General features: G+C 67.6%; 23 protein-coding genes. 11 read left to right on the top strand and 12 right to left on the bottom strand.

Annotation, left to right across the window (positions count from 1 at the left end):
- Positions 1-35: 35 nt before the first annotated feature.
- Together bagB and bagA are read right to left on the bottom strand one after the other, a co-directional pair.
- Positions 36-1,166: an ATPase BagB gene (gene bagB / locus ACNUDN_RS24845; protein ID WP_419124367.1), complete on the bottom strand. Its 1,131-nt coding sequence runs from the start codon at positions 1,164-1,166 to the stop codon at positions 36-38.
- A 14-nt stretch (positions 1,167-1,180) separates the two neighbouring features.
- A complete protein-coding gene (gene bagA, locus ACNUDN_RS24840) occupies positions 1,181-2,263 on the bottom strand; it encodes an ATPase BagA (protein ID WP_419124366.1) in 1,083 nt (360 codons plus the stop codon).
- A gap of 48 nt (positions 2,264-2,311) precedes the next feature.
- Between bagA and sp36 the strand changes: the two genes are divergently transcribed.
- From sp36 to ACNUDN_RS24825, 3 genes are read left to right on the top strand one after another with little or no spacing between them, the layout of a single operon-like run.
- The gene (gene sp36, locus ACNUDN_RS24835; protein ID WP_419124365.1) at positions 2,312-2,473 is read left to right on the top strand and encodes a Sp36 family protein; all 162 of its coding nucleotides are present in this window, start codon (positions 2,312-2,314) and stop codon (positions 2,471-2,473) included.
- Positions 2,470-2,928: a RidA family protein gene (locus ACNUDN_RS24830; RefSeq protein WP_419124364.1), complete on the top strand. Its 459-nt coding sequence runs from the start codon at positions 2,470-2,472 to the stop codon at positions 2,926-2,928. The genes sp36 and ACNUDN_RS24830 overlap by 4 nt, the downstream gene beginning before the upstream one ends.
- Positions 2,929-2,979: 51 nt before the next feature.
- Positions 2,980-3,756: an MBL fold metallo-hydrolase gene (locus ACNUDN_RS24825; RefSeq protein WP_419124363.1), complete on the top strand. Its 777-nt coding sequence runs from the start codon at positions 2,980-2,982 to the stop codon at positions 3,754-3,756.
- A 68-nt stretch (positions 3,757-3,824) separates the two neighbouring features.
- Here the strand turns inward: ACNUDN_RS24825 and crp are convergent, their stop codons facing one another.
- Positions 3,825-4,499 carry a cAMP-activated global transcriptional regulator CRP gene (crp, locus tag ACNUDN_RS24820; protein ID WP_003931718.1) on the bottom strand — a complete coding sequence of 225 codons (675 nt, stop codon included), beginning with the start codon at positions 4,497-4,499 and terminating at the stop codon, positions 3,825-3,827.
- 100 nt (positions 4,500-4,599) lie between these two features.
- Positions 4,600-4,932 carry a hypothetical protein gene (locus ACNUDN_RS24815; protein ID WP_419124362.1) on the bottom strand — a complete coding sequence of 111 codons (333 nt, stop codon included), beginning with the start codon at positions 4,930-4,932 and terminating at the stop codon, positions 4,600-4,602.
- A 200-nt stretch (positions 4,933-5,132) separates the two neighbouring features.
- On the opposite strand from ACNUDN_RS24815, the gene nth reads away from it, so the two are divergent.
- From nth to marP, 4 genes are read left to right on the top strand one after another with little or no spacing between them, the layout of a single operon-like run.
- On the top strand, positions 5,133-5,813 hold the full coding sequence (gene nth, locus ACNUDN_RS24810; RefSeq protein ID WP_419125300.1) for an endonuclease III: 681 nt from the start codon (positions 5,133-5,135) through the stop codon (positions 5,811-5,813).
- 16 nt (positions 5,814-5,829) lie between these two features.
- Entirely contained in the window at positions 5,830-6,477 is a 648-nt protein-coding gene (locus ACNUDN_RS24805; protein ID WP_419124361.1) for a TlpA family protein disulfide reductase, read from the top strand.
- Complete coding sequence (locus ACNUDN_RS24800) at positions 6,474-7,256, top strand: NUDIX hydrolase (protein WP_419124360.1); 783 nt, start codon at positions 6,474-6,476, stop codon at positions 7,254-7,256. Before ACNUDN_RS24805 ends, ACNUDN_RS24800 begins: the two co-directional genes overlap by 4 nt.
- A complete protein-coding gene (marP, locus tag ACNUDN_RS24795) occupies positions 7,253-8,446 on the top strand; it encodes an acid resistance serine protease MarP (protein ID WP_419124359.1) in 1,194 nt (397 codons plus the stop codon). Before ACNUDN_RS24800 ends, marP begins: the two co-directional genes overlap by 4 nt.
- On the opposite strand, the gene ACNUDN_RS24790 is transcribed toward marP, so the two are convergent.
- The gene (locus tag ACNUDN_RS24790) at positions 8,443-9,402 is read right to left on the bottom strand and encodes an alpha/beta fold hydrolase (protein WP_419124358.1); all 960 of its coding nucleotides are present in this window, start codon (positions 9,400-9,402) and stop codon (positions 8,443-8,445) included. The genes marP and ACNUDN_RS24790 overlap by 4 nt on opposite strands.
- A complete protein-coding gene (locus tag ACNUDN_RS24785; RefSeq protein ID WP_419124357.1) occupies positions 9,402-9,908 on the bottom strand; it encodes a phage holin family protein in 507 nt (168 codons plus the stop codon). The genes ACNUDN_RS24790 and ACNUDN_RS24785 overlap by 1 nt, the downstream gene beginning before the upstream one ends.
- A gap of 137 nt (positions 9,909-10,045) precedes the next feature.
- On the opposite strand from ACNUDN_RS24785, the gene ACNUDN_RS24780 reads away from it, so the two are divergent.
- Positions 10,046-10,747, top strand: a complete 702-nt coding sequence (locus tag ACNUDN_RS24780; protein ID WP_498450168.1) for a S1 family peptidase — start codon at positions 10,046-10,048, stop codon at positions 10,745-10,747.
- Positions 10,748-10,856: 109 nt separating this feature from the next.
- On the opposite strand, the gene acs is transcribed toward ACNUDN_RS24780, so the two are convergent.
- Positions 10,857-12,818, bottom strand: coding sequence for an acetate--CoA ligase (gene acs, locus ACNUDN_RS24775; protein ID WP_419124356.1), 1,962 nt, complete (start codon positions 12,816-12,818; stop codon positions 10,857-10,859).
- A 146-nt stretch (positions 12,819-12,964) separates the two neighbouring features.
- Here acs and ACNUDN_RS24770 point away from each other — a divergent pair, with 146 nt between their 5' ends.
- Entirely contained in the window at positions 12,965-13,711 is a 747-nt protein-coding gene (locus tag ACNUDN_RS24770; protein ID WP_419124355.1) for a Fic family protein, read from the top strand.
- Positions 13,712-14,208: 497 nt separating this feature from the next.
- On the opposite strand, the gene ACNUDN_RS24765 is transcribed toward ACNUDN_RS24770, so the two are convergent.
- Positions 14,209-15,000 carry an HAD-IB family hydrolase gene (locus tag ACNUDN_RS24765; RefSeq protein ID WP_419125298.1) on the bottom strand — a complete coding sequence of 264 codons (792 nt, stop codon included), beginning with the start codon at positions 14,998-15,000 and terminating at the stop codon, positions 14,209-14,211.
- A 484-nt stretch (positions 15,001-15,484) separates the two neighbouring features.
- On the opposite strand from ACNUDN_RS24765, the gene ssd reads away from it, so the two are divergent.
- Positions 15,485-16,582 (top strand): septum site-determining protein Ssd, encoded by a 1,098-nt coding sequence (gene ssd, locus ACNUDN_RS24760; RefSeq protein WP_419124354.1) that lies wholly within the window; start codon positions 15,485-15,487, stop codon positions 16,580-16,582.
- The gene (locus tag ACNUDN_RS24755) at positions 16,579-17,667 is read left to right on the top strand and encodes a TadA family conjugal transfer-associated ATPase (RefSeq protein ID WP_419124353.1); all 1,089 of its coding nucleotides are present in this window, start codon (positions 16,579-16,581) and stop codon (positions 17,665-17,667) included. Before ssd ends, ACNUDN_RS24755 begins: the two co-directional genes overlap by 4 nt.
- A gap of 61 nt (positions 17,668-17,728) precedes the next feature.
- Here ACNUDN_RS24755 and ACNUDN_RS24750 read toward each other — a convergent pair whose 3' ends face one another.
- Genes ACNUDN_RS24750 through ACNUDN_RS24735 form a run of 4 tightly spaced genes read right to left on the bottom strand, consistent with a single transcriptional unit; the run spans position 17,729 to position 22,851 of the window.
- On the bottom strand, positions 17,729-18,157 hold the full coding sequence (locus ACNUDN_RS24750; RefSeq protein ID WP_419124352.1) for a DUF6262 family protein: 429 nt from the start codon (positions 18,155-18,157) through the stop codon (positions 17,729-17,731).
- Complete coding sequence (locus ACNUDN_RS24745; RefSeq protein WP_419125408.1) at positions 18,154-20,388, bottom strand: tyrosine-type recombinase/integrase; 2,235 nt, start codon at positions 20,386-20,388, stop codon at positions 18,154-18,156. Before ACNUDN_RS24745 ends, ACNUDN_RS24750 begins: the two co-directional genes overlap by 4 nt.
- Positions 20,372-21,580, bottom strand: a complete 1,209-nt coding sequence (locus ACNUDN_RS24740) for a tyrosine-type recombinase/integrase (protein ID WP_419124351.1) — start codon at positions 21,578-21,580, stop codon at positions 20,372-20,374. The genes ACNUDN_RS24745 and ACNUDN_RS24740 overlap by 17 nt, the downstream gene beginning before the upstream one ends.
- 26 nt (positions 21,581-21,606) lie before the next feature.
- Positions 21,607-22,851 carry an ImmA/IrrE family metallo-endopeptidase gene (locus tag ACNUDN_RS24735; RefSeq protein WP_419124350.1) on the bottom strand — a complete coding sequence of 415 codons (1,245 nt, stop codon included), beginning with the start codon at positions 22,849-22,851 and terminating at the stop codon, positions 21,607-21,609.
- Between the last annotated feature and the right edge of the window lie 49 nt (positions 22,852-22,900).

The raw sequence follows: 22,900 nt of genomic DNA, 5'->3' as shown, positions 1-22,900 counted from the left end.
CGAGCGGCGACGCCGCTGTGTGGTGGTGCGAGCGGCTATGCCGCTGGACGCCCACCGGTGATCTGATCCGCAATCGCCCGCAGCGCTTCCAGATCGGACACGTCGAACGGAAGTGACGGGACCCCGACGATCGCCACGGTCGGATTGGCGCCGGTGAATCGCGACAACAGCCGAACTTCCCGTTTGGCGGTCGAGGCGCGGTCAGCATGGATGCGCAGTGCGGCCGCCGCGACTGATTCCGGATCGGTCTCGGACAGCATCTCTGCCGCGTCGGCGGCTTTCTCCGCGTGCAGCTCGCACAGCGTCGGATGGGTGCGGTTCAGGATCAGGCCCGCCAGCGGCATGTTCTCGCTGGAGAGCCGGTCGACGAAGAACGACGCCTCCCGTAGTGCGTCCGGTTCGGCGGCCGACACCACCACGAATTGGGTGCCCCGGCGCTTCAACAGCTCATAGGTGCGGTCCGCCTTTTCCCGAAAGCCGCCGAAGGTCGCGTCCAGGGACTGCACGAAAGCCGCTGCGTCCGAAAGCATCTGGGACCCAAGAATGGTTGACATGCCCTTCATTGCCAATCCCACCGCGCCGGTGACCAGTCGGCCGATGCCGCGCCCGGGCGCGAGCAGCATCCGCCACAGCCGGCTGTCCATGAAGCTGCCCAGCCGTTTCGGCGCATCGAGGAAGTCCAGCGCATTGCGCGACGGTGGGGTGTCCACGACGACGAGGTCCCATTTGTCTTCTGCCAGAAGCTGTCCCAGCTTCTCCATGGCCATGTATTCCTGCGTGCCGGCAAGTGAGGTGGCCACGGTCTGATAGAACTGGTTGTCCAGGATGGCGTCCGCCCGATCCGGCCCCGAATACTGCACCACCATCTCGTCGAACGTGCGCCGCATGTCGAGCATCATCGCGTGCAATTCACCGGTCACCTCGGGTGCCAGCGGCACCCGCTGCGGGGTGTTGCCGAGATCGCGGATACCCAACGCCTGCGCCAGTCGCTTGGCGGGATCGATGGTGAGCACGACGACGGTGCGGCCGTATTCGGCGGCACGCAACGCCATCGCGGCGGCCGTGGTGGTCTTGCCGACTCCGCCGGCGCCACAGCAGACCACCACCCGGTTGGAGGTGTCACGCAGGATCGAGGCCATGTCGAGGACCGGTGGGGTGTGGCTCATCGTGTCTCTCCCGCTCACCGCACGCCCTGCAGGGCGAGCTCTTCGGCCAGTTCGTAGAGGCTCCCGAGGTCGACCCCTTCGGGGAGCGCCGGGAGGTCGAGCCGCGGAACGTCGAGTTCGGCGAGCTGCTCGGCGCTCTCGTTGCGCGCCGCAATCCGGGTGGCGTGTTGGATCGTCTCGGTGAGCAGTCCGGCGAAGTCCGCCTCGGACAGCGTGACTCCCGCAGCGCTCAGACCCGCCCGCACCGCGTCGGCGTCGATGACCCCTTCGGCCGCCTTGGCCAGATCGTCCGGCGTCAGATAGGCGGGGATGTTGCGGTTGACGATCACGCTGCCGATCGGCAGACCCATCTCCCTCAGCTCGTCGATCGCCTCCAGAGTTTCCTGCACCGGCAGTGCCTCCAGCAGCGTCACCAAATGGATAGCGGTCAGGTCGGAGTGCAGCAGCTTGACCACCCCCTCGGCCTGGGAGTGCACCGGACCGCCTTTGGCCAGGTCGGAGACTGCTTTGGTGACATCGAGAAAACGTGCGATGCGGCCGGTCGGAGGCGAGTCGACGACGACCGCGTCGTAGCTGTGGCCCTTGCCTTTGATGTCCTTCGCCGACCTGTCCTGTTTCTCATTGCGGGCAACGATCTCCTTGATCTTGCCGGTCAGCAGCACGTCACGCAGACCAGGAGCGATCGTCGTCGCGAATTCCACAGCGCCGATCCGGCGCATCGCCCGTCCGGCCAGCCCCAGGTTGTAGAACATGTCCAGGTACTCCAGGAACGCGGCCTCGGTGTCGATCGCCAGGGCGTTGACCTGCCCGCCGCGTTCGGCGGTCGCGATCTTGACTTCCTCATACGGCAACGGCGGCACATCGAAAAGCTGCGCAATGCCTTGGCGCCCTTCGACTTCCACCAACAGCACCCGGCGGCCGCCGGCTGCCAGCGCCAACGCCAACGAGGCGGCGATCGTCGACTTGCCCGTCCCGCCCTTTCCGGTGACGAAGTGCAGCCGTGCTTTGGTCAGGCGCGAGGGCCAGCCGGGCTGCTTGGTGCCCTCAGGTCCGAGAGACCCGGAAGACCCGGAAGGCGTAGGAGACGTGGTAGCCACCCAAGCATGCTAGCCAAGTCAGGATCGATCCCGGATAAGCTCAGCCGCATGAGCGAACCGACCCGCTGGGAGTACGCGACCATTCCACTTTTGGTGCATGCCACCAAACAGATCCTCGATCAATGGGGGGAGGACGGCTGGGAGTTGGTGTCGGTGTTGCCCAACCCGACCGGGGAACAGCACGTCGCCTACCTCAAGCGGCCCAAGTGAGCGCCTGGTCGGCGCGGCTGGACGAGCTCGGCATCGCACTGCCCGAAGTTGTCGCCCCGCTGGCGGCGTATGTGCCCGCAGTGCGCACCGGCAACCTGGTTTACACCGCCGGGCAATTACCTATCGCCAACGGTGAGCTGGCCGCGACCGGCAAGGTCGGCGCGGAGGTTTCCGCCGAGGACGCGCAGCACCTGGCCCGCCGGTGCGCGCTCAATGCGCTGGCCGCCATCGACTCGCTGGTCGGTATCGATTCGGTGGTCAAAGTGGTCAAGGTGGTCGGGTTCGTGGCGTCGGCGCCCGGATTCGACGGTCAACCCGGCGTGATCAACGGTGCCTCGGAGCTGTTCGGCGAAGTGTTCGGCGATGCCGGGGCGCACGCACGATCGGCGGTCGGGGTCTCCGAATTGCCGCGCAACGCTCCGGTGGAAGTGGAAGTGATCGTCGAGGTCGCGTGAGCGACGATCGGACGGAGGTCGCGTGAGCGACGATCGGACGGAGGTCTCTTAGTGGAGCACCCCGCGTACGGTCTGCTGCGGCCCGTCACCGACACCGCAGCGATGTTGTTGTGCGAGAACCCAGGGCTGATGACGTTGGAAGGCACCAACACCTGGGTGCTGCGCGGGCCCGGCAGCGACGAGATGGTCGTCGTCGACCCCGGCCCCGACGACAAGGACGAGCACATCGAGCGGCTCGCCGCGCTCGGCCCGATCCCGCTGGTGCTCATCAGCCATCGGCACACCGACCACACCGGCGGCATCGACCGGATCGTGGACCTGACCGGCGCGGTCGTACGCTCGGTGGGCAGCGGATTCCAGCGCGGCCTGGGCGGACCCCTGACCGACGGTGAGGTGATCGACGCTGCCGGTCTGAAGATCACCGTGCTGGCAACACCGGGGCACACCGCCGACTCGGTGTCGTTCTTGCTCGACGATGCCGTGCTGACTGCCGACACCGTGCTGGGCCGCGGCACCACCGTCATCGACAACGAGGACGGCGATCTCGGTGACTACCTGGAGTCGTTGCGGCGTCTGGGTGGGCTCGGGCACCGCAGCGTGCTGCCCGGCCACGGACCCGAACTCGAGGACATCGTCGCTGCCAGCCGCGCCTACCTCGCGCACCGCGAGGAACGCCTCGAGCAGGTCCGCGGCGCTCTGCGTGAACTGGGCGAGGACGCCACTGCCCGGCAGGTTGTTGAGCACGCCTACACCGACGTCGACGAAAAGCTGTGGGACGCGGCCGAGTGGTCAGTGCAGGCCCAGCTGAATCACCTGCGCAGTAGGTAAACGCCCGTTACTGCGCTCCGGGGTGGGATGCTCGCGCGTTACCGCGCTCGGAGTGGGATGCTCGCGCGCTACCGCGCTCGGCGCGCCAGTCGCTCAGAGTCGCTGATCAAAACGCTCTTACCCTCCAAGCGAATCCAGCCACGATGGGCGAAGTCGGCGAGCGCCTTGTTGACCGTTTCCCGGGACGCACCGACCAACTGGGCGATCTCCTCCTGGGTGAGGTCGTGCGTCACGCGCAGAGCGCCACCCTCCTGCGTACCGAAACGCTGCGCCAGCTGCAGAAGCTGTTTGGCGACCCGGCCGGGGACGTCGGTGAAGATGAGGTCGGCGAGGTTGTTGTTGGTACGACGCAGACGACGCGCCAGCACACGCAGCAGCTGCTCGGCGATCTCCGGGCGATCGGCGATCCAGGCCCGCAGGGCTTCGCGGTCCATCGACACCGCGCGCACCTCGGTGATGGTGGTCGCGCTCGACGTGCGGGGGCCCGGATCGAAAATCGACAACTCGCCGAACATGTCCGACGGTCCCATGATCGTGAGGAGGTTCTCCCTACCATCCGGCGACCGGCGCCCGATCTTCACCTTGCCGGAGATGATGATGTACAGGCGGTCGCCGGGCTCACCCTCGGCGAACACGGTGTGTCCGCGGGGGAAGTCGACGGGCTGCAGCTGCTTGGTCAGCGCGGAAACGGCGCTGGGTTCCACCCCCTGGAAGATTCCGGCCCTGGCCAGGATCTCGTCCACGTTGCCCCTCTTAATGCGTTCGGTTATCAGACATGCGCAAGCCGACCTCTGAAGATCGTCAGATCAGTCTAGAGGTACGCCCCTTCGTGACCAGCTCACGCTACACACGATCGGCATGTCGGGTCTGGCGAAACTCAGTATTCGCCAGCCGGTGGACGTACTGGCGGGTCGGCAAACCCGGCACGGAGACTACTTCGAGGAATCCGTCGGTGGGCGTGTCCCGCGCCCGCACAGGTGAACCGGTCGTCGGCAGCGCATGCTCGGTGTCGTTTCGAACGCGGTTGGCGGCGCCGCTGGCCTCGGCTTGTTGGAGATACTCGTCGACGTCGTCACTCGAGTACGTGGCATCGCGAAGACCCGCCTCAACGCGCTCCAGACCGAAGGTCGCCATCATCAGCAACCCCGGGATCAGCGCCACGAGCAACCACGACACAAGGCGAAGTAAACACGGCGAAGGTCTCAGCGGGATCACAAAAAGTCCACGTTAAGAACCTATCCATCAGCGGGCGCGTCGCCCGCCGTCAGTACGCTGGCGTGGTGAGTGTGAAACCGGCCGGCACCGCCTCGCGCAGGAAGACGAGCCGCACGTGGGACAAGGAAACCCACCTGGGGCTGGTGCGCCGGGCCCGAAGGATGAACCGAGCACTGGCTCAGGCGTTTCCACACGTGTACTGCGAGCTGGACTTCACCGACCCACTTGAGCTCACCGTGGCGACCATCCTGTCCGCGCAGAGCACCGACAAACGCGTCAACCTCACCACCCCGGCTCTGTTCAAGAAGTACCGAACAGCCCTGGACTACGCCCGGGCCGACCGCGCCGAACTCGAAGAACTGATCCGTCCCACCGGGTTCTACCGCAACAAGGCCAACTCGCTGATCGGCTTGGGGCAGGCGTTGGTGGAGCGCTTCGACGGGCAGGTGCCCAGCACGCTCGAAGAACTCGTCACATTGCCCGGAGTCGGACGCAAGACCGCCAACGTGATCCTCGGCAACGCCTTCGACATCCCCGGGATCACCGTCGACACCCACTTCGGCAGGCTGGTCCGGCGGTGGCGCTGGACGGCCGAGGAGGATCCGGTCAAGGTCGAACACATCGTCGGTGAACTGATCGAGCGCCGCGAATGGACCCTGCTCAGCCACCGGGTGATCTTCCACGGCCGGCGGGTCTGCCACGCCCGCAAACCGGCCTGCGGCGTGTGTGTGCTTGCCAGGGACTGCCCGTCCTACGGCACCGGCCCCACCGATCCGTTGATCGCCGCGCCGCTGGTCAAGGGGCCCGAGACCGAGCACCTGCTCGCGCTCGCGGGACTGTAGGCGTCCTGCGTTGTCCGTGAGCACATCCGCGCGCTGGAGCATCGTGGCGTTGGTGATCGTCGTCGCGCTCGGCGTCGCGCTGTGGACCGAACTCGGGGCCGAGGACGCCGAACCCCGAACCCCGCGTGACACCCCGTCGGCGCGCGATCGGCGCGACGCCGACACCCCGGCGGCGCTCGCCGGTCTCCGTGCGCGCGCCGACCTCGAGCCCTGCCCAGCTGCCGGTGCCGGCGCCGGGCCCGACGCGCTGCGCGGCATCGTGCTCGAATGTGCCGGCGACGGAAGCCGGGTCGCTGTTGCCGAAGCGCTCGCCGACCGAACCGTCGTTCTGAATTTGTGGGCCTACTGGTGCGGGCCATGCGCAGACGAGCTGCCCGCGATGGCCGAGTATCAACGCCGCGCCGGCCCGGCGGTGACCGTCCTGACGGTGCACCAGGACGAGAACGAGAGCGCGGCGTTGGTGCGCTTGACCGAGCTCGGTGTGCACCTGCCGACGCTGCAGGACGGGCGCCGCACGATCGCCGCAGCGCTGCGGGTACCGAATGTGATGCCGGCCACGGTGGTGCTGCGTGCAGACGGTAGCGTGGCCGAAATCCTGCCACGGTCGTTCGCGACCGCCGACGAAATCGCCGCAGCGGTCGACCCGAAGATTGGAGTGGCGTGAGCTGGGACAGCCGAGGGGATGAACTGACTCCGTCGGCCGCACCGCCGTGGCTCTCCCCGCTGGTCAGCGAGCCCGGTGCGGTCAAAAACGCGTACCGCCGCAAGGTTCCCGCCGAGGTGCTGGCAGCGCTGTCGGCGGCGAGCACGACGGCGGCGGTGACGGGATCGCGCCGCGACGCCGCGGTGCTGGTGCTGTTCTCCGGTCCCGCCGACGGGGCTCCCGGGACCCTGCCCGACGACAGCGATCTGCTGGTCACGGTCCGGGCCTCCACGCTGCGCCACCACGCGGGGCAGGCCGCCTTTCCCGGCGGTGCCGCCGATCCCGGGGACCGCAGCCCGGTGCACACCGCGTTGCGCGAGGCCACCGAGGAGACCGGCATCGATCCCGGTCGGCTGCGGCCGTTGGCCACGCTGGACAAGATGTTCATCCCGCCGTCCGGGTTTCACGTCGTGCCGGTGCTGGCGTACTCGCCCGATCCGGGTCCGGTGGCTGTTGTCGACGAGTCCGAGACCGCGCTGGTGGCCCGTGTCCCGGTGCGCGCCTTCGTCAACCCCGAGAACCGGATCATGGTGTATCGCAAGGAGAACACCCGCCGCTCGGTCGGACCGGCGTTCCTGCTCAACGAGATGATGGTGTGGGGTTTCACCGCTCAGGTGATCGCGGCGATGCTGGAGGTCGCGGGTTGGGCGGTGCCGTGGGAAAGCGACGACGTGTACGAACTCGACGAGGCAATGGCGTTACTGGACGCCCAGGGCAGTTACGGTGATGCGCAACGATGAACTCGTCACAGTGGCTCGATATCAGCATCCTGGCGTTGGCACTCATCGCAGCCATCTCCGGCTGGCGATCAGGCGCGCCGGGCTCCCTGCTGGCCTTGGTGGGCGTGGCGCTGGGCGCCGCGGCCGGGATCCTGCTCGCCCCACACGTCGTCGACCACGTCAGCGGTCCCCGCACCAAACTGTTCGTCACCCTGTTCCTGATCCTGGCGCTGGTCGTCATCGGTGAGATCGCGGGGGTGGTACTGGGCAGAGCGGTCCGCGGCGCCATCCGCAGCCCGGGTCTGCGGATCGCCGACTCGGTCGTCGGGGTCGCCCTGCAACTGGTGCTCGTGTTGACCGCAGCCTGGCTGCTCGGCACCGCGCTGGTGTCCTCCCCACAGCCCAATCTGGCCGCCGCCGTGCAGGGTTCGAGGGTGATCGCCGAAGTCGACTCGGTCGCCCCGAGCTGGTTGCGGTCGGTGCCGAACCGGCTCTCGGCGCTGTGGGAGACGGCCGGTCTGCACGATGTGCTCAGACCGTTCGGTCCGACCCCGGTCGCCGAGATCGATCCGCCCGACATGTCGCTGGCGACGTCGCCCGTGGTCAACACCACCCGGTCCAGCGTGGTCAAGGTTCGTGGCGTAGCGCAGAGCTGCCAGAAAGTTCTGGAGGGCACCGGCTTTGTCGTCGCCCCCAATCGGGTGATGTCCAACGCCCATGTGGTGGCCGGCTCCGACAGCGTCACCGTCGAGGTGGATGGTGAAACCTACGACGCGGGCGTGGTCTCCTATGACCCCGACGCCGACATCTCCATCCTCGACGTCCCCAACCTGCCGTCGGCGCCGCTGCAGTTCGTCGACGAGCTGTCCCAGCCGGGCACCGACGGCATCGTGATGGGCTATCCGGGCGGCGGCGAATTCCTGGCCACCCCGGCTCGGGTCCGCGAGGTCATCGAGCTCAACGGTCCCGACATCTACCGTTCCACCACCGTCACCCGTGAGGTCTACACCATCAGAGGCACTGTACGCCAAGGCAATTCGGGCGGTCCGATGATCAACAGGCAGGGCAAGGTGCTCGGCGTGGTGTTCGGCGCGGCCGTCGACGACGTCGACACCGGCTTCGTGCTCACCGCCGACGAGGTGGCCAGGCAGATGGCCAAGGTCGGCAACGTCGAACGCGTACCGACCGGGACCTGTATCACCGCCGGTTAGGCATACACCTGGTTCAGGAAGCGCCGCAGCTGCTCGTTGACCGCCGCGGGTGCCTCCTCGTGACCGAAATGCCCGGCGCCGTCGATCGACACATACCGTCCGTGCGGCGCATAACGCTGCGTCCGGTACACCGGGTCGGCGAGCACATACGGGTCGGCGTCGCCACGCAGGTGCAACACCGGGACCGCCAACGGCCGCTTCATCGACCGCATGAAACGGCGGCCCTCGCCGCGGAGCTGACTGCGCACCGCCCAACGCTGATATTCCAGCGCAGAGTGCGCCGCCGACGGGATCTGGATGGCGCGGCGCAGATGGTCGATCGTTTCCGCGAAGTCTTCGCCGGCCTGCCACGCGGCACTGGAGCGGCTCCGCACCAGCCGTTCGAGCTCGGCGCCGTTGTGCCGGGTCAACGCCCGCTCCGGCCACCACGGGAGCTGATAGCGCATCATCGACGGCATCAGCGCCCTGCCCTGGTCCCGGCGGGTCAACGTCGACGCCCGTAAGGCCGCTGGATGGGGGGAACTGACGACAGCGATCGCGCGCACCACCCGCGGATGCAGCACCGAGGTCGCCCAGCAGACCAGCCCCCCGTCGGCGTGCCCGACCAGCGTCGCCGTGCTGTGCCCGAGGGCGCGAACCAGGCCGGCCGTATCGCCGGCCAACGTCCAACCGTCGTATCCGCGCGGCGGTTTGTCGCTGCCGCCGTAACCGCGCAGGTCCACTGCCACCACCCGGGCACCGGTCAGACCGGTGAGCTGGTGGCGCCACGACCACCAGAACGAGCCGAAACCGTGCAGCAGGATGACCAGGGGCCGGTCGGTCAGGGGCCTCGACCGATCGTCGGCGCCGGCCTCCCGTTCGGCCTCCACCACGTGGAAGCGAATCCCGTTGGCGTGCACATCCAGGTGCCGCCACGGCCCGCCGATGCGTACCACCGACGGATCGGGCGGACCCATTACCAGCCTGAGGGGTCTTTTTGCGTTGCCGGTGGATTGTCGGCGGTCGCGACGGCCTTCTTGTCCGGGCCCGGGGCGAATGCCTCGGGGATCTCCTTGACCGATTCGATGGTCTTCTGCGGTCCCCGGATGCGGCGCACCTTGAGATAACCGAACAGGGCCAGCACGGCGGTCACCACCACCATGATCCCGAACACGATCAGGAATGCCGCCCAGCGCCACAGCCAGGTATCGAGCAGTTCGGCGACGAAGAAGAAGAAGAAGAACGTCGAGTAGAACAGCACGACCAGCGCCAGGATGAAGAAGACGCTGCCGGTCAGACCTTTTTTGACGTCACGCGTGATCTCCGCCTTGGCGAGCTCGACCTCGGCCCGCACCAGCGTCGACACCTGCGCCGTCGCGTCCTTGACCAGATCCCCGATCGACGGGTCCGGCTTCGGCGCGTGTGGGTCGACCAGCGGTATCGACGTCACGGTGTTCGGCACGCCGTTTCTGCGATCGCTCACGCGGGGCTTCCTTCCGGCCACTGTTCTCGGTCGCGTTCATGTTGCCACGTGGCGTCCCACGAAACGATTCCGGCCGAGGATAGACTGCCCGAGTTCCTTGGTAAGACGGGTCGGGCACCTCGATTGGGGATTGACAGTTGAACATCAGCGGCCGCTTTCTGCCGGTCCGCGCGGCGCTCCTGGCCCTCACCGCTCTGCTGACGCTCGCGATCGTCCCCGCCCACGCCGCGACCCCGGTGCCGCTGGGCGGGGGCTCCGGACTCGTGGTCAACGGCGAGACACTGTGCACGCTGACCGCTATCGGCACCGACAACCAGGGCAGCCTGATCGGATTCACCTCCGCGCACTGCGGAGGTCCCGGCGCGGTCGTCGCGTCGGAGAAGGATCCGGGGGCGGGAACTGTCGGCACCATGGTGGCGGGCAACGACACGCTCGATTACGCGGTGATCAGGTTCGATCCCGCCAAGGTCGCACCGGTCAACACGGTGAACGGATTCCGCATCGACGGGCTCGGGCCGGATCCCCGGTTCGGCGACGTGGCCTGCAAGCTGGGGCGCACCACGGGCTACTCGTGCGGTGTCACCTGGGGGCCGGGGGAGCAGCCCGGCACCATCCTCAACCAGGTGTGCGGGGGGCCCGGCGACTCGGGTGGACCCGTCACCGTCAACAACCGACTGGTCGGAATGCTCCATGGCGCCTTCTCCGAGGACCTGCCGACGTGTGTCCTGAAGTACATCCCGCTGCACACCCCGGCGGTGACCATGTCGTTCAACACCCAGTTGGCCGACATCACCGCCAAGGGCAGGCCCGGCTCCGGGTTCACTCCGATCGGTTCTTGAGCGGCCGGCCTTTCACACCTGCTGCCAAAGTGCGCTCCCGGTAGTCGCGCGGACGGCGGACCTACCGGGAGTGCACCCTCGTGATTGCGATGCCTAGTTAGTGCGATGTCTACTTGCTGGCGCGGATCGCTTCGAAGACGCTGGGATCGAGCAGCGTCGAGGTGTCGCCGAGTTCGCGGCCCTCGGCCACGTCGCGCAGCAGACGGCGCATGATCTTGCCGCTGCGGGTCTTGGGCAGCTCGGGCACCACGTGGATTTCACGGGGCTTGGCGATCGGGGAGATCTCGCGGGCCACCTCGGCGCGCAGCTCGTCGACCATGTTGGCCTCCCCGCCGTGGGCACTGGACTTGAGGATGACGAAGGCGCAGATGGCCTGACCGGTGTGCTCGTCGGTGGCCCCGACGACCGCGGCCTCGGCGACACCGGAGTGGCCGACGAGCGCTGATTCCACCTCGGCGGTGGAGATGCGGTGGCCGGAGATGTTCATGACGTCGTCGATGCGGCCCAGCACCCAGATCTCGCCGTCGCTGCCGTACCGGGCGCCGTCGCCGGCGAAGTACCAACCCTGCTCGGCGAAGCGTGACCAGTAGGTCTCCTTGAACCGCTCCTCGTCACCCCAGATGCCGCGCAGCATGGCCGGCCAGGGCTTGTCGAGCACCAGATAGCCGGTGACGTGCTCACCGTAATCGGGGGAGGGCTCGAGCTCGTTGCCGTCGTCGTCGACGATCTTGGCCGAGATGCCGGGCAGCGCACGCATCGCCGAACCCGGTTTGCAGTGGGTGACGCCGGGCAGCGGAGAGATCATGATCGCGCCGGTCTCGGTCTGCCACCAGGTGTCCACGATCGGCGTCTTGTCCCCGCCGAACGCCATCCGATACCAGCGCCACGCCTCGGGGTTGATCGGTTCGCCCACCGAACCGAGCAGCCGCAGGCTGGACAGGTCGTGCTCGGCGGGGAGCTGGCGGCCCCACTTCATGAACGTGCGTACCAGCGTCGGCGCGGTGTAATAGATTGTCACGCCGTACTTTTCGATCACCTGGTAGTGGCGGTGCTCGTCCGGGGAGGCCGGCGTGCCCTCGTAGACGACCTGGGTGGCGCCGTTGGACAGCGGCCCGTACACGATGTAGGTGTGCCCGGTGACCCAGCCGATGTCGGCGGTGCACCAATACACGTCGGTCTCGGGCTTGATGTCGAACACGTTGTAATGCGAGTACGAGGCCTGAGTCAGGTAGCCGCCCGAGGTGTGCATGATGCCCTTGGGCTTGCCGGTGGTGCCCGAGGTGTACAGCAGGAACAGTGGCTGCTCGGAGTCGAACGCCTCCGGGGTGTGCTCAGTGGAAGCCTTCGGGACCACCTCGTCCCACCACAGGTCGCGTCCCTCGGTCCACGGGGTGTCGATGCCGGTGCGGCGGACCACCACGACGTGCTCGACCGGGCCGTCGTCGCCGAGGCCGTCGACCGCCTCGTCGACGGCCGTCTTCAGCGACACCGCGGACCCGCGCCGGTACTGGCCGTCGGTGGTGACCACGAGCTTGGCCTGGGCGTCGTCGATGCGCGCCTTGAGCGCCGACGCGGAGAACCCGGCGAACACGACGCTGTGCATCGCGCCCAGGCGCGCGCACGCCAGCATCGCGACAATCGCCTCGGGCACCATCGGCATGTAGATCGCGACCCGGTCGCCGGCCTGCAGGCCGAGATCGGCGAAGGCGTTCGCTGCCTGGGACACCTCGTCTTTGAGCTGCGCGTAGGTGATGTCGCGGGCGTCGCCGACCGGCTCACCCTCCCAGTGGATGGCGACCCGGTCGCCGTTGCCCGCCTCGACATGGCGGTCGACGCAGTTGTAGGCGACGTTGAGCTTGCCACCGACGAACCACTTGGCGAACGGCGCACCGGACCAGTCGAGTACCTCGGTGAACGGGGTGTCCCAGCTCAGCCGCTCGGCCTGCGTGGCCCAGAAAGCCAGCCGGTCGGCCTCGGCTTCGTCGTAGAGCGCCGCGGTCGCGTTGGCGTTCTCGGTGAACTCGGGGGCCGGAGGGTAGGACGTGATGGCGTCCAGATGCGTCTCGGTCATGTTTGTGAGGGTAGTCACCCAACGTTGCATTGACGTTGGCAACTCACAGTACGGGCTGCGGACGGCGGTTTGGGCGCGACGAGCGTTGCGGCGAGCGCGCCCACTGGTCGACTACCGTGTCGGGGCGTGACCGGTGGTACCTCGTGATGAGCCAGGCTGCGGGCGATCCGCTGGCGCCGTTGACGACGCTACCCGGTGTGGCGCAGGCCGGCGAGGACGCCCGCGACGCGCTCGGCCGGGCGCACAGGCATCGCGCCAATCTGCGCGGCTGGCCGCAGAACGCGGCCGAGGCGTCACTGCGCGCCGCGCGTGCATCTTCGGTACTCGACGGGGGGCCGCTGCAGTTCGACGGCACCGACGAGCGCGACCCGGTGCTTGCCGGGGCGCTTCGTGTGGCCGAAGCGCTCGAGGGTGGCGAGGGCGCGCTGGTCGGGGTGTGGCGGCGAGCGCCGCTGCAGGCGATCGCCAGGTTGCATGCGCTGGCGGCTGCCGACCTGGTCGACGACGATGTGCTGGGGCGACCGCGGGAAGGGGCCGGGCGGCGACTGGAGCTGTTGGCCGATCTCGCGACCGGAGGAACGCGGGTGCCGGCAATGATCCTGGCCGCAGTCGCCCACGGCGAGCTGTTGACCCTGGAACCGTTCGGCGTCGCCGACGGCATGGTCGCACGCGCGGTGTCACGGTTGATCACCATCGCCAGTGGGCTCGATCCGCACGGCCTCGGTGTCCCGGAGGTGCATTGGATGCGTCGCTCCGGCGACTACCGCGCCGCCGCTCGGGGTTTCGCGTCGGGCACTCCCGCCGGACTTGCCGCATGGCTGGTGCTCAGCAGCGAGGCGCTGCATGCCGGAGCCCGAGAAGCGCTGTCCATCGCACAGGGCGGGTCGTCCTAGAACGGATCGGCCGAGCGCCTCGCACGACATCGCACGCGCACACCGCACGGACACCGCCAGCAACGCGAAGCGGGCGGCGATCCGATCAGCCTCACGGCCAAATCAGCTCACCGCCCGCCAACACGGGTCGCCGGATACCAAGCGTGCGTATCGGGTTGCGTGGGTGGCCTCGGCGTCCTTGCGATCCGCTACCACCGCAGCCCCACCCAAAGGGCTGTCTTGGCTGTCCGATCTTCGCAATCACGCAGGCCCGCAACGCTTTTACCTTTTTCGCGGTATGTGCTCCGCGTGGGTTCCGGGACCCGTGCTGGGAGCCGAGGTCGGGAGATCGAGCCTTCTCTTCCGGCTCGACCTTGGCCTCACCCGGCTTCCGTGCTTCCTTTGTACTACGTGACCACAGTCACATCAAGGGCCAATTGCTCACGATCCCGGATCGTTACTGACCCAGGGCCAGCAATCACGTCGGCTACCGGGCGGTAGGAACTCAGAACGCGAACTCAGAACGCGAACCGCCGCAGCAGCGAGTAGGTCAGCGCCCCTGCGGCCAGGGCGCTGACGCCGACCGCGGCGGTGGTTGCGACGGCGGCACCCGACGGTGCAGCCGGCAGCCGGTCGCGCAACGACACCGGTTTGGAGAACGTGCGGACCGGCCAGCCCCGCGCGGCCGCCTCTTTGCGCAACGCCCGATCCGGGTTGACCACCGTCGGATGTCCGACCGTCTCCAACATCGGTAGGTCGGTGATCGAGTCGGAGTAGGCGTAGCAATGCTCGAGGGCGTAACCCTCCTGCTCGGCCAGGGCTCGGATGGCCTCGACCTTCCCCTCGCCGTAGCAGTAGAAAGCGATCTCGCCGGTGTACTTGCCGTCCTCGACGACCATGCGCGTCGCCATCGCGTGGGTGGCGCCCAACGCCCGCGCGATCGGAGCGACGATCTCCTCGCCAGAGGCGGAAACCACCACGACGTCGCGGCCGCACAGCTTGTGGTCGGCGATGAGTTCGGCCGCCTCAGCGAACACCAGTGGGTCCACGATGTCGTGCAGAGTTTCCCCAACGATCGCCTTGATCTGCTCGACATCCCACCCGGTGCACATGTTGGTGATGTAGGAGCGCATGCGATCCATCTGTTCGTGGTCGGCCCCCGACATAAGGAACAGGAATTGCGCATAGGTCGACTTCAGAACGGCGCGGCGATTGATTAGCCCTTGGCTGAAGAACGGTTTGCTGAAAGCTAATGTGCTGGATTTCGCGATGACGGTTTTGTCGAGATCGAAGAAGGCTGCGGTGCGGATTCGGTGGTCCGGCGGCGGCGGCGTTGTCGGCGCCTGGCTACCCCCGACCGCCGGGTCGGATGAGGTCACACCGTCAGCATAAGCGTGCGCCGCGTGACAGATCGCCGGCGATCGTACAAATTGGCAGTTCACGACACCTGTCTGCAACTGCATCTTTCCTGGTCCCCGGCGAAGTTGTTCCCATTTCGATACTTGCGCTGGTGCTGTCTCGCGTGTGTATAGTTGTCATTACTCGGCTTATGCCGGGTGTGCATCAGCCCGACCCCCCGGGGCTGATACACGACGACCTCCGCCTCCTCCCCCCCTGGCGGGGGTCGTCCCTTTTGTGGGGAGTTTCGCAAAGCGGATAGATCACCTGCGGATAAAAAGTTGCGGAACGCTGTTTTCGCCGAATCGCGGGCAGACACTCCACAACCCCGAGTTGATCCCCAGATCGTTGCCGGCACCCTGGTGAGCATGCCGACGGGACCCCATGCTCGGGTTCATGACGGTCACCGAGACAATCCTCGTTCTGGTCGACGACCGAACGCTCGGCACGGATATCGACCGGGTCGTCGCAGCTGCCGGCGTGACGGTCGTCCGGGCCACCGACCCCTCCAGCCACCGCGTATGGACCAGCGCCGCGGCGATCCTCCTCGACACCGACGCCGCGCGCCGGTGCGCGGCCCGTAGTCTGCCGCGCCGTGCCCGTGTGGTCCTGATCAGCCATGACGCCCCGACCGCCAACGACTGGGAAGCGGCCGTCGCCGTCGGTGCCCAGCACATCGTGACCCTGCCCGCCGGAGATCGCGATCTGATGGCGGTACTCGCCGACGCTGCGGACGCAGCGCGACACACCGGCGCCCGCGGCCCCGTCGTCGCGGTGCTGGCAGGCAGAGGAGGGGGTGGTGCTTCGATCTTCGCGACCGCGTTGGCCAGATCGGCGACGGCGGCGCTGCTCATCGACGGCGACCCGTGGGGCGGCGGTCTGGATCTGGTGCTGGGCACCGAGACCGATCCCGGCCTGCGGTGGCCAGACCTTTCGCTGGCAGATGGGAGGGTCGGATTTTCGGCCCTGTACGACGCCCTGCCGAGGCGTCAGGGCGTCAGCGTGCTCTCCGGCAGCCGCGTGTTGTCTGAGCACGATCCCAGCAACGACATCGACCCGGCGCCGCTGGCCGCCGTGATCGAGGCGGGCAGTCGCGCCGGGGTGACGGTGGTGTGTGACGTCGCCAGAAGACCTGCGCCCGCCAGCGAGCTGGCGGTGGCATCGGCCGATCTGGTGGTGCTGGTCACTCCCGCGGATGTGCGGTCGTGCTCGGCTGCCGCGGCAACGGCGCGATGGGTGCTCGCCGGCAACCCCAATGCCGGAGTCGTGGTGCGTGGACCGTCGCCCGGGGGATTGCGAGCCTGCGATGTGGCGCGGATCGTGGCTCTGCCGGTGCTTGCCTCGATGCGGCCCCAGCCCGGTATCGACGCCGCGCTGGAACGAGGTGGCCTGCGCGTGCAACCCCGATCGCCGCTCGCGCGCGCCGCGCGCGAGGTGCTGGCTGTGCTGAGTCGGAATCCGCAGTTCGAGCCGACGGTGGAGGTCGCGGCGTGAGCTCGCCGTTGATCGACCGCGTGCGGGAACGCCTCGCGGCGCAGTCGTCGCCGCTGCGGGCCAGTGTGGTAGCCGCGGCGATCCGCGCCGAATCGGGCGGAGTGCTCGGCGACGCCGAGGTGCTGGCCAATCTCCGGGAGCTCCAGACCGAACTCGTCGGAGCCGGGGTCTTGGACCCACTGCTGTCCGCCCCCGGCGTCACCGACGTTCTGGTGACCGCGCCCGACGCGGTATGGGTCGACGACGGCGACGGTTTGCGGCGGGTTCCGGTACGTTTCGCTGACGACGCGGCGGTGCGACGGCTCGCCCAGCGGCTGGCGCTGTCCGCGGGACGCCGGCTCGACGAAGCCCAACCGTGGGTTGACGGAAACCTCAGCGGACTGACCGACGGGACACCGGGCGGTCCCGTCAGCGTTCGGCTACACGCCGTACTGCCACCCGTCGCCGCCGGCGGGACGTGTCTGTCGCTGCGCGTGCTGCGCCCGGCCAATCAGAATCTCGACACCCTCATCGGCGTCGGGGCCATCGAGGCGGACGCCGCTGAACTGCTGCGCGACGTCATCTCCGCGCGCCTGGCGTTCGTGGTGTCCGGGGGGACGGGCGCGGGCAAGACGACTCTGCTGGCCGCGATGCTCGCCGCGGTACCTGGCAGCGAACGGATTGTGTGCGTCGAGGACGCCGCCGAACTTGCGCCGCAGCATCCCCACCTGGTGAAACTGGTCGCACGGTGCGCGAACGTCGAGGGCGCCGGTGAGGTGACGGTCCGTGACCTCGTCCGGCAGGCACTGCGGATGCGACCGGACCGCATCGTGGTCGGCGAGGTTCGCGGCGCGGAGGTCGTCGATCTGCTGACCGCGCTCAACACCGGGCACGACGGTGGCGCGGGCACGATCCACGCGAACAATCCCGCCGAGGTCCCGGCTCGGTTCGAGGCGCTGGCAGCGCTCGGCGGTCTGGACCGCTATGCACTGCACAGCCAACTCGCGGCCGCGATCTTATCTGTAACGGGAATTGCTATGTGTAAGACAGTTACCGATTGGGGTTTTGAGGGCGAGGATCACCGAGTGACACATTGTTATCGGTAACGGTGTAACCGGCGTGACGGCGGTTTGGCGGGCTGCTGTGCGATTCGATGATGTGGCTCGATCAGCTGTTGTTGGCGGTGCCATTGCCGCGTAGGCGGTGGATCTCGCCGTGAGCGGCCGCGAGCTGCTGGTTGAGTTCCTTGATTTCGGCTTTGAGAGCGGCGATGTCGTTGTCGTATTGGCGCTTCTGTGTCCGCAGTTGTTGGCGCAGAGCGGCATCCACCGAGGATCCGCGGATGGGCGCCTCGGATTCGGTTGCGGCGATCGTTGGCCGTGGTATCGCGGAGGCGGCGCGGATTTCGTCGAAGAGGTCGGTGTGGTTGTAGATCGTTTTGCGGGCGACCCCTGCGTGGCGGGCGACTGCGTTGGGGTTGATCGTCATTCCGGCGCGTTGCATCTCGCGTAGCGCTTTTCTGATCTTGCGGCGGGCGTCGTTGCGGCTTTTGGCGCTGGCTTTTCTGAGGCCGGCGGTGGAGCGGGCAGCGGTCATTGAGCCGTGGTGCGGGGTTGCTGGGCCTTATCGAGGGCGGACTGATGGGCGCCACGGGTTTGGATCTGTAGCAGCGGCAGGCGCTTTCCCACCCCGGTGCCGGCTCCGGATACCGCCTCTTCGTCTCCGGTAGCCGACAGGCGTTCGATGATCGCTTCCAACGATCGCAGTTCACGGCGTCGTTCGATCACCCAGATGTTGTCCTCACCGAGTTCGCGTCCGCTTCGTCGGCGATACTGGTCACGGCGGGCGGCCAGCAGCGCTTCGGTCGCGGCGTGCTGCTGACGCAGCTCATCGAGGTGGGTGGCGTCGGTGGCGAAGTGACCGCAGCCCAAACAGGCATTGCCCTTGTCGCACTGTTTGAGCGGCGGCAGCAGGCAGACACCGTTGGGCAGGATCCGGTCGGTGCGGGCACCGAGCTGCGTCATCTCATAGATGTCGCTGGGGCTGATGGAGATATCGGTGCCGTGGGCACCGATCTTCTTGTGCTTGAGGAACTCTGCTTCGGCGGTGGCAGCCAGGGTGGCTGCGTAGCGAGCGGTCATCTCAGGGCTCTTGTGACCGAGGTAGCGCTGCACGACGTGGAACGGGACACCGTCGTTGAGCAGTTCGGTGGCCCGGGTGTGGCGCAACCGATGGGTTTGGGTGAAGCGCAGTGGTCGCCCGGCGCTGTCGGTGAGGTCGTGGCAGTCGTCGAGCTTGGCCAGCGATGTGCGGTAGGTGTTGTAGGAACGGGGCTGCTGGCCGCGGTGCTGATTCTTCACGCCGAGGAACAGGTATCGGGGCGCCAGGTCGGGGTATGTCGTCTTCAGCCAGCTCTGCTGCTCGGTGACGATATCGACGATGGCTTGCTCCACGAGGATGGTGGGAATGACGTCGTCGACTTTGGTCTGCTGGTAGCGCAGCCGGGCCACGAACGTGTCTGGATCGGCGTCGGTGGGGCGTTCCTGGCCCGGGATGGCTTGCAACGGATCATGGTCGAGCATCAGGATTTCCGAGGCCCGGCGCCCGGTCAGGGCCTGTAGCAGCCAGATCCGGGCAGCCTGGGGGTCACCGAGGCCGGCGGCAATGGTGATCGTGCCGTCGGCTTTGGTCAGCACCACTTTGTGCCCGGCGGGGGCCGCCAGGACGTCGAGATAGGTGAGCATGCGCTGCAGGTCTGCGGTGGCATACCAGGTGAGTTCACGTTCGCGGCGGCGCTGTTTGGGCGCGTGCAGTGGTGACCACAGCGCGGTGTGGGTCAGCGTGATATCGCGCCAGCGGGGGTTGGCCGTCGCGGTCGCCGCGTCGGCGGCATTGTCGTGCATGAATGTGTAGAACGCTTGGGTTTGGGCTTGCAGGGTGGCCACGGTATCCGGGGTGAGGCGCTCAGACTGGGTGGCCGCGGCTGGGGACCGCAGGTACTCGAGATAGTCGAGGAACACTGTGCGCAGCTGATCAGGATCGGTGCTGATCAGCGGATCATCATGATGGCCGTGGTCACGGGCGAACCGGCCGAGTTGCGAGCCCAAGTTGCGGGCCCGGTCGGCGGCCGAGGACCAGACCAGCAGGTCGTAGGTCAACGCGCTGCGCAGCCAGAACCGCAGCCCTTCGCGTAGCCACGCCGGTTCGATATCGCGCAGCCGCACGGCGGTGTCGTGGCGGGGTTCGTGGTCGCGGCGCGGGATGCGCGGGTCGGTGCGCAGATCCCAGATGTCGTGTTCCCACCACGGGGTATCGGTGCAGCGTACCGATACCCACAGGTGCAGATGCTCGATGACGTGGCGGATGTTGCGCCGCGATCCCGCCGAGGGTAGCCGCATGTTGCGGCGCTGAAAGGTCAAGACCGCCTGGCGGAGCACGGCGTTGGGGTCCAGGTCGGCGATGCTAACCGGTGCCCTTCCGGTGCGGGTGCGGTGTTCGTCGATCGCGGCCGGCAGGGTGCGGGTCAGCCAGGCCAGCAGGGAGGGTTCGATCTTGCGTAGCTGCTGGTCCCAGCACGTCCAGACCCACCAGGCGATCTCGTCGCCGAACCGAGCAGGGGCGTCCGGGGCGAAATCGTGCGCGGCTCCGGCGCGGTGTGCTTGCAGGTAGAACTGGTTGCGCAGAAACACCTGATCGAACGGAGCACTGTAGATCGCATAGACCGGTCGGTGCCACGGCGGGGGGACTTGGGCCCACTGGATCGCCCATGACCCCGCCGCGGGGGCGGGGGCCAGCGTGGGTGCGGGCGGGTCAGTCGGTGTGGTCATGGTGCAGCCCTTTCCAGCCAGCGACGTAGCTGCGCCATTGCGCCAGGGTGCGCATCTCGGCGTCCTCGGTGACCCATCCGTAGGTCGAGAGCGTGGTCTGGATATCGGCGTGGCCCAGGCGGCGCATCACCACGTGCGGCGGGGCCCCGGAAAGCAGCAGCGCGGTGGCATGGGTGTGGCGCAGCCAGTGCGGTGACCACCGGTCGGGTAACAGCCCGCCGGCACGTTTGGTCACCGAATCGATTTTGGCGTAGACGGTTTCGGCACGCATGGGCCGGAAACGCTGCCCGTGGGTGAGATTGACGAAGACGAAGTGAGTGTCCAGGTCGGGCACTTCCAGATCGGCGCCCTGGTCGACCAGATGCCACACGTAGGCCGAATACAGCGCCTCCAAGTCGTCACCGATGTAGATACGCCGGGCCAGCAGCGTCTTGCCGCGGGCCCCGCGCGGATGATCTTGACGGGAGGCCACGTCGATGAACGGTGTCCCACCGGCACCGATATGAAAATCGTGGTGCCGCAACGATAGCGCTTCACCCAGGCGCATCCCAGTCTCGGCGAGCACCGCGAACAACAGCCGGTCCCGCAGCCCCGAGGGCGGCCCCGACCAGTCCTGTCCGGTCTGGGTGGCACAGCCATCGAGGATCGCAGCCACTTGGGTGGGCAGCAGCACCGGAGTGGCGGACTTGTTTCCGCTGCGCACCGTGTAGATGGGCCGGTCCTTGGAGCGCGGTGCGCCGACCCCGGCCAGCATCGGGATATACCGTGACCGTGATCGCTTGCCGTGGCTGGTGAACAGCCGCTGATACGGGCCTGCCAGCCCATGGGCATCAGCGTGGTAGCGGTAGAACGCCAGCACCGCCGCGGCCCGCAGCTGGGTGCTCGCCGTGCCCAGCCACACCTCGGGGGCCCCGATCCGGGCGGTCCCCGGCAGGTCCCCGGTGCGCAGGTAGGCCAGAAACTGCCCGAACAAGCTCGTACTGATGTCCTGCCAGTCGGTGCCGGTGTGTTCCAGCACCGTCCACCACGCCGCCAGGCCCGCCGCATACGCCTTCACCGTGTTCGGCGAGGACCCGTCATCGCGCAGGAACTGCAGGTACTCCTCGGCCGCCTCGATCGGCAGGTGATCAGGGCCCAGCACGGTGTAGGTGTCCGGGGCATCGGTCAGCGCGATCCGTTGTGTCCGTGCCATCCCCGATCCGCCCCCGCAATCCCGTGCTAGGCCTGCCGGCGAGGCCGGCGCAGCTGCACCACCGTGTCCCCGCGGTCCAGGATCGCCTCGTCATCGAGCACCGCCGAAGCGGTTTCCGGGGCCGCGGCAACCCTGGCGGGGGCCTCACGCTGGCCGGCCAGGATGTCGGCCAACAAGTCTGTGGGATAGATCAGGTCGTGGGCGGCCAAAGCCTCCACGCTGACCGAGCCATAGCATTCCTCCATCCACCGGCGCAGCAGCCGAGGCCGCTCCGGGGTGCGGGCATTCCAGCCCGGTTCGGTCTTGCCCCAGGTGTGCCCGGTCTCGGAGTTGATCCGCGTGTAGAGCTGACGCTGCAACGTATCGGCCCGGACCTCATCAATCAGCTTCGACTCACGAAGATGAATAATCAACGCCCCCAGCGAAATCCGCCACCTCACCTTCGCATCGACCAGATCGCTGAGCGTGGGAACCGGCGGCACCTCCCGGGCCAGCACTTCGGCCGGCGCCAACAACTCCGAGGCGAACCGGGAGGCTTCGCGCTCCTGGTCATCGCTGACATCGCCATAACGGTGCAACAACAAATGCCCGATCTCATGGGCGACCGTCCAGCGGGTGCGCTCCCAAGAATCCAACGCCCGCAACAACACCAGCGGCCGTTCCCGATACTCCCCGGTCCGCGCCGAGCACCCCAGATGCTTCTCGGTCAACAACCCGGCCGGCCCGTCCTCATCGGTGTCCCAGTCCACCACGCCGGTGGAGCGTGAGTGCTTCATCCGCATGACCACCGGCACCCCGGCCGCTTCCAGCTCGTAGGTCAGCGACTTGATCGGCACCCCGGGTGCCACCCCCAGCCAGCGCCGGGCCTGCGCGGCCGCGGTCACCACATCGGTGCCCGCCGGCAATGGCTCCAGTAGCACCGGGGGCAGCTTGGCCACCGCATTGAGCTGCCCGAGCAGATCACCGACGACGTTGGCGAACACCGCCAGGTACTCCTTCTCGGTGACCGTGGTGGACTTGGGCGCCCGGAACAGCAAATCCCGCGCCGTCACCCGCGACGCCGGGGCGGTCGTGAAAAACGTTGGTGGGAAACGCAACAACGCTGTGAGCCGATCGAAATCGGCGGACTGCAGGGCCGCGGTCTCGGACTGCTCCAACCGCGTCTGGCGCGGAGAGCGCCAACCCAGATGATCCATCACCGCGGTGCCTGACAGACGCCGCAACACCCGGGCCTGGCGGACCCGTGTGCCGAACACCTCTACCGACGCCATCACCGACCACCTCGTCCCCACACGCGCCCGGCCGGTACCAGCTCATCGT

It is taken from the genome of Mycobacterium sp. smrl_JER01, assembly GCF_048513595.2.
In the GTDB taxonomy this organism is placed as follows: Bacteria; Actinomycetota; Actinomycetes; order Mycobacteriales; family Mycobacteriaceae; genus Mycobacterium.
This window is presented reverse-complemented; position numbering and strand designations above follow the sequence as displayed.

What these genes read in the sequence shown, in the direction of transcription:
- ssd (WP_419124354.1), top strand. Translation starts at nt 15,485, where the DNA reads ATGACGGTCACCGAGACAATCCTCGTTCTGGTCGACGACCGAACGCTC.
- ACNUDN_RS24790 (WP_419124358.1), bottom strand. Translation starts at nt 9,402, where the DNA reads ATGGGTCCGCCCGATCCGTCGGTGGTACGCATCGGCGGGCCGTGGCGG.
- nth (WP_419125300.1), top strand. Translation starts at nt 5,133, where the DNA reads ATGAACCGAGCACTGGCTCAGGCGTTTCCACACGTGTACTGCGAGCTG.
- ACNUDN_RS24740 (WP_419124351.1), bottom strand. Translation starts at nt 21,580, where the DNA reads ATGGCACGGACACAACGGATCGCGCTGACCGATGCCCCGGACACCTAC.
- sp36 (WP_419124365.1), top strand. Translation starts at nt 2,312, where the DNA reads ATGAGCGAACCGACCCGCTGGGAGTACGCGACCATTCCACTTTTGGTG.
- marP (WP_419124359.1), top strand. Translation starts at nt 7,253, where the DNA reads ATGAACTCGTCACAGTGGCTCGATATCAGCATCCTGGCGTTGGCACTC.
- ACNUDN_RS24770 (WP_419124355.1), top strand. Translation starts at nt 12,965, where the DNA reads ATGAGCCAGGCTGCGGGCGATCCGCTGGCGCCGTTGACGACGCTACCC.
- ACNUDN_RS24735 (WP_419124350.1), bottom strand. Translation starts at nt 22,851, where the DNA reads ATGGCGTCGGTAGAGGTGTTCGGCACACGGGTCCGCCAGGCCCGGGTG.
- ACNUDN_RS24750 (WP_419124352.1), bottom strand. Translation starts at nt 18,157, where the DNA reads ATGACCGCTGCCCGCTCCACCGCCGGCCTCAGAAAAGCCAGCGCCAAA.
- bagB (WP_419124367.1), bottom strand. Translation starts at nt 1,166, where the DNA reads ATGAGCCACACCCCACCGGTCCTCGACATGGCCTCGATCCTGCGTGAC.
- ACNUDN_RS24745 (WP_419125408.1), bottom strand. Translation starts at nt 20,388, where the DNA reads ATGACCACACCGACTGACCCGCCCGCACCCACGCTGGCCCCCGCCCCC.
- acs (WP_419124356.1), bottom strand. Translation starts at nt 12,818, where the DNA reads ATGACCGAGACGCATCTGGACGCCATCACGTCCTACCCTCCGGCCCCC.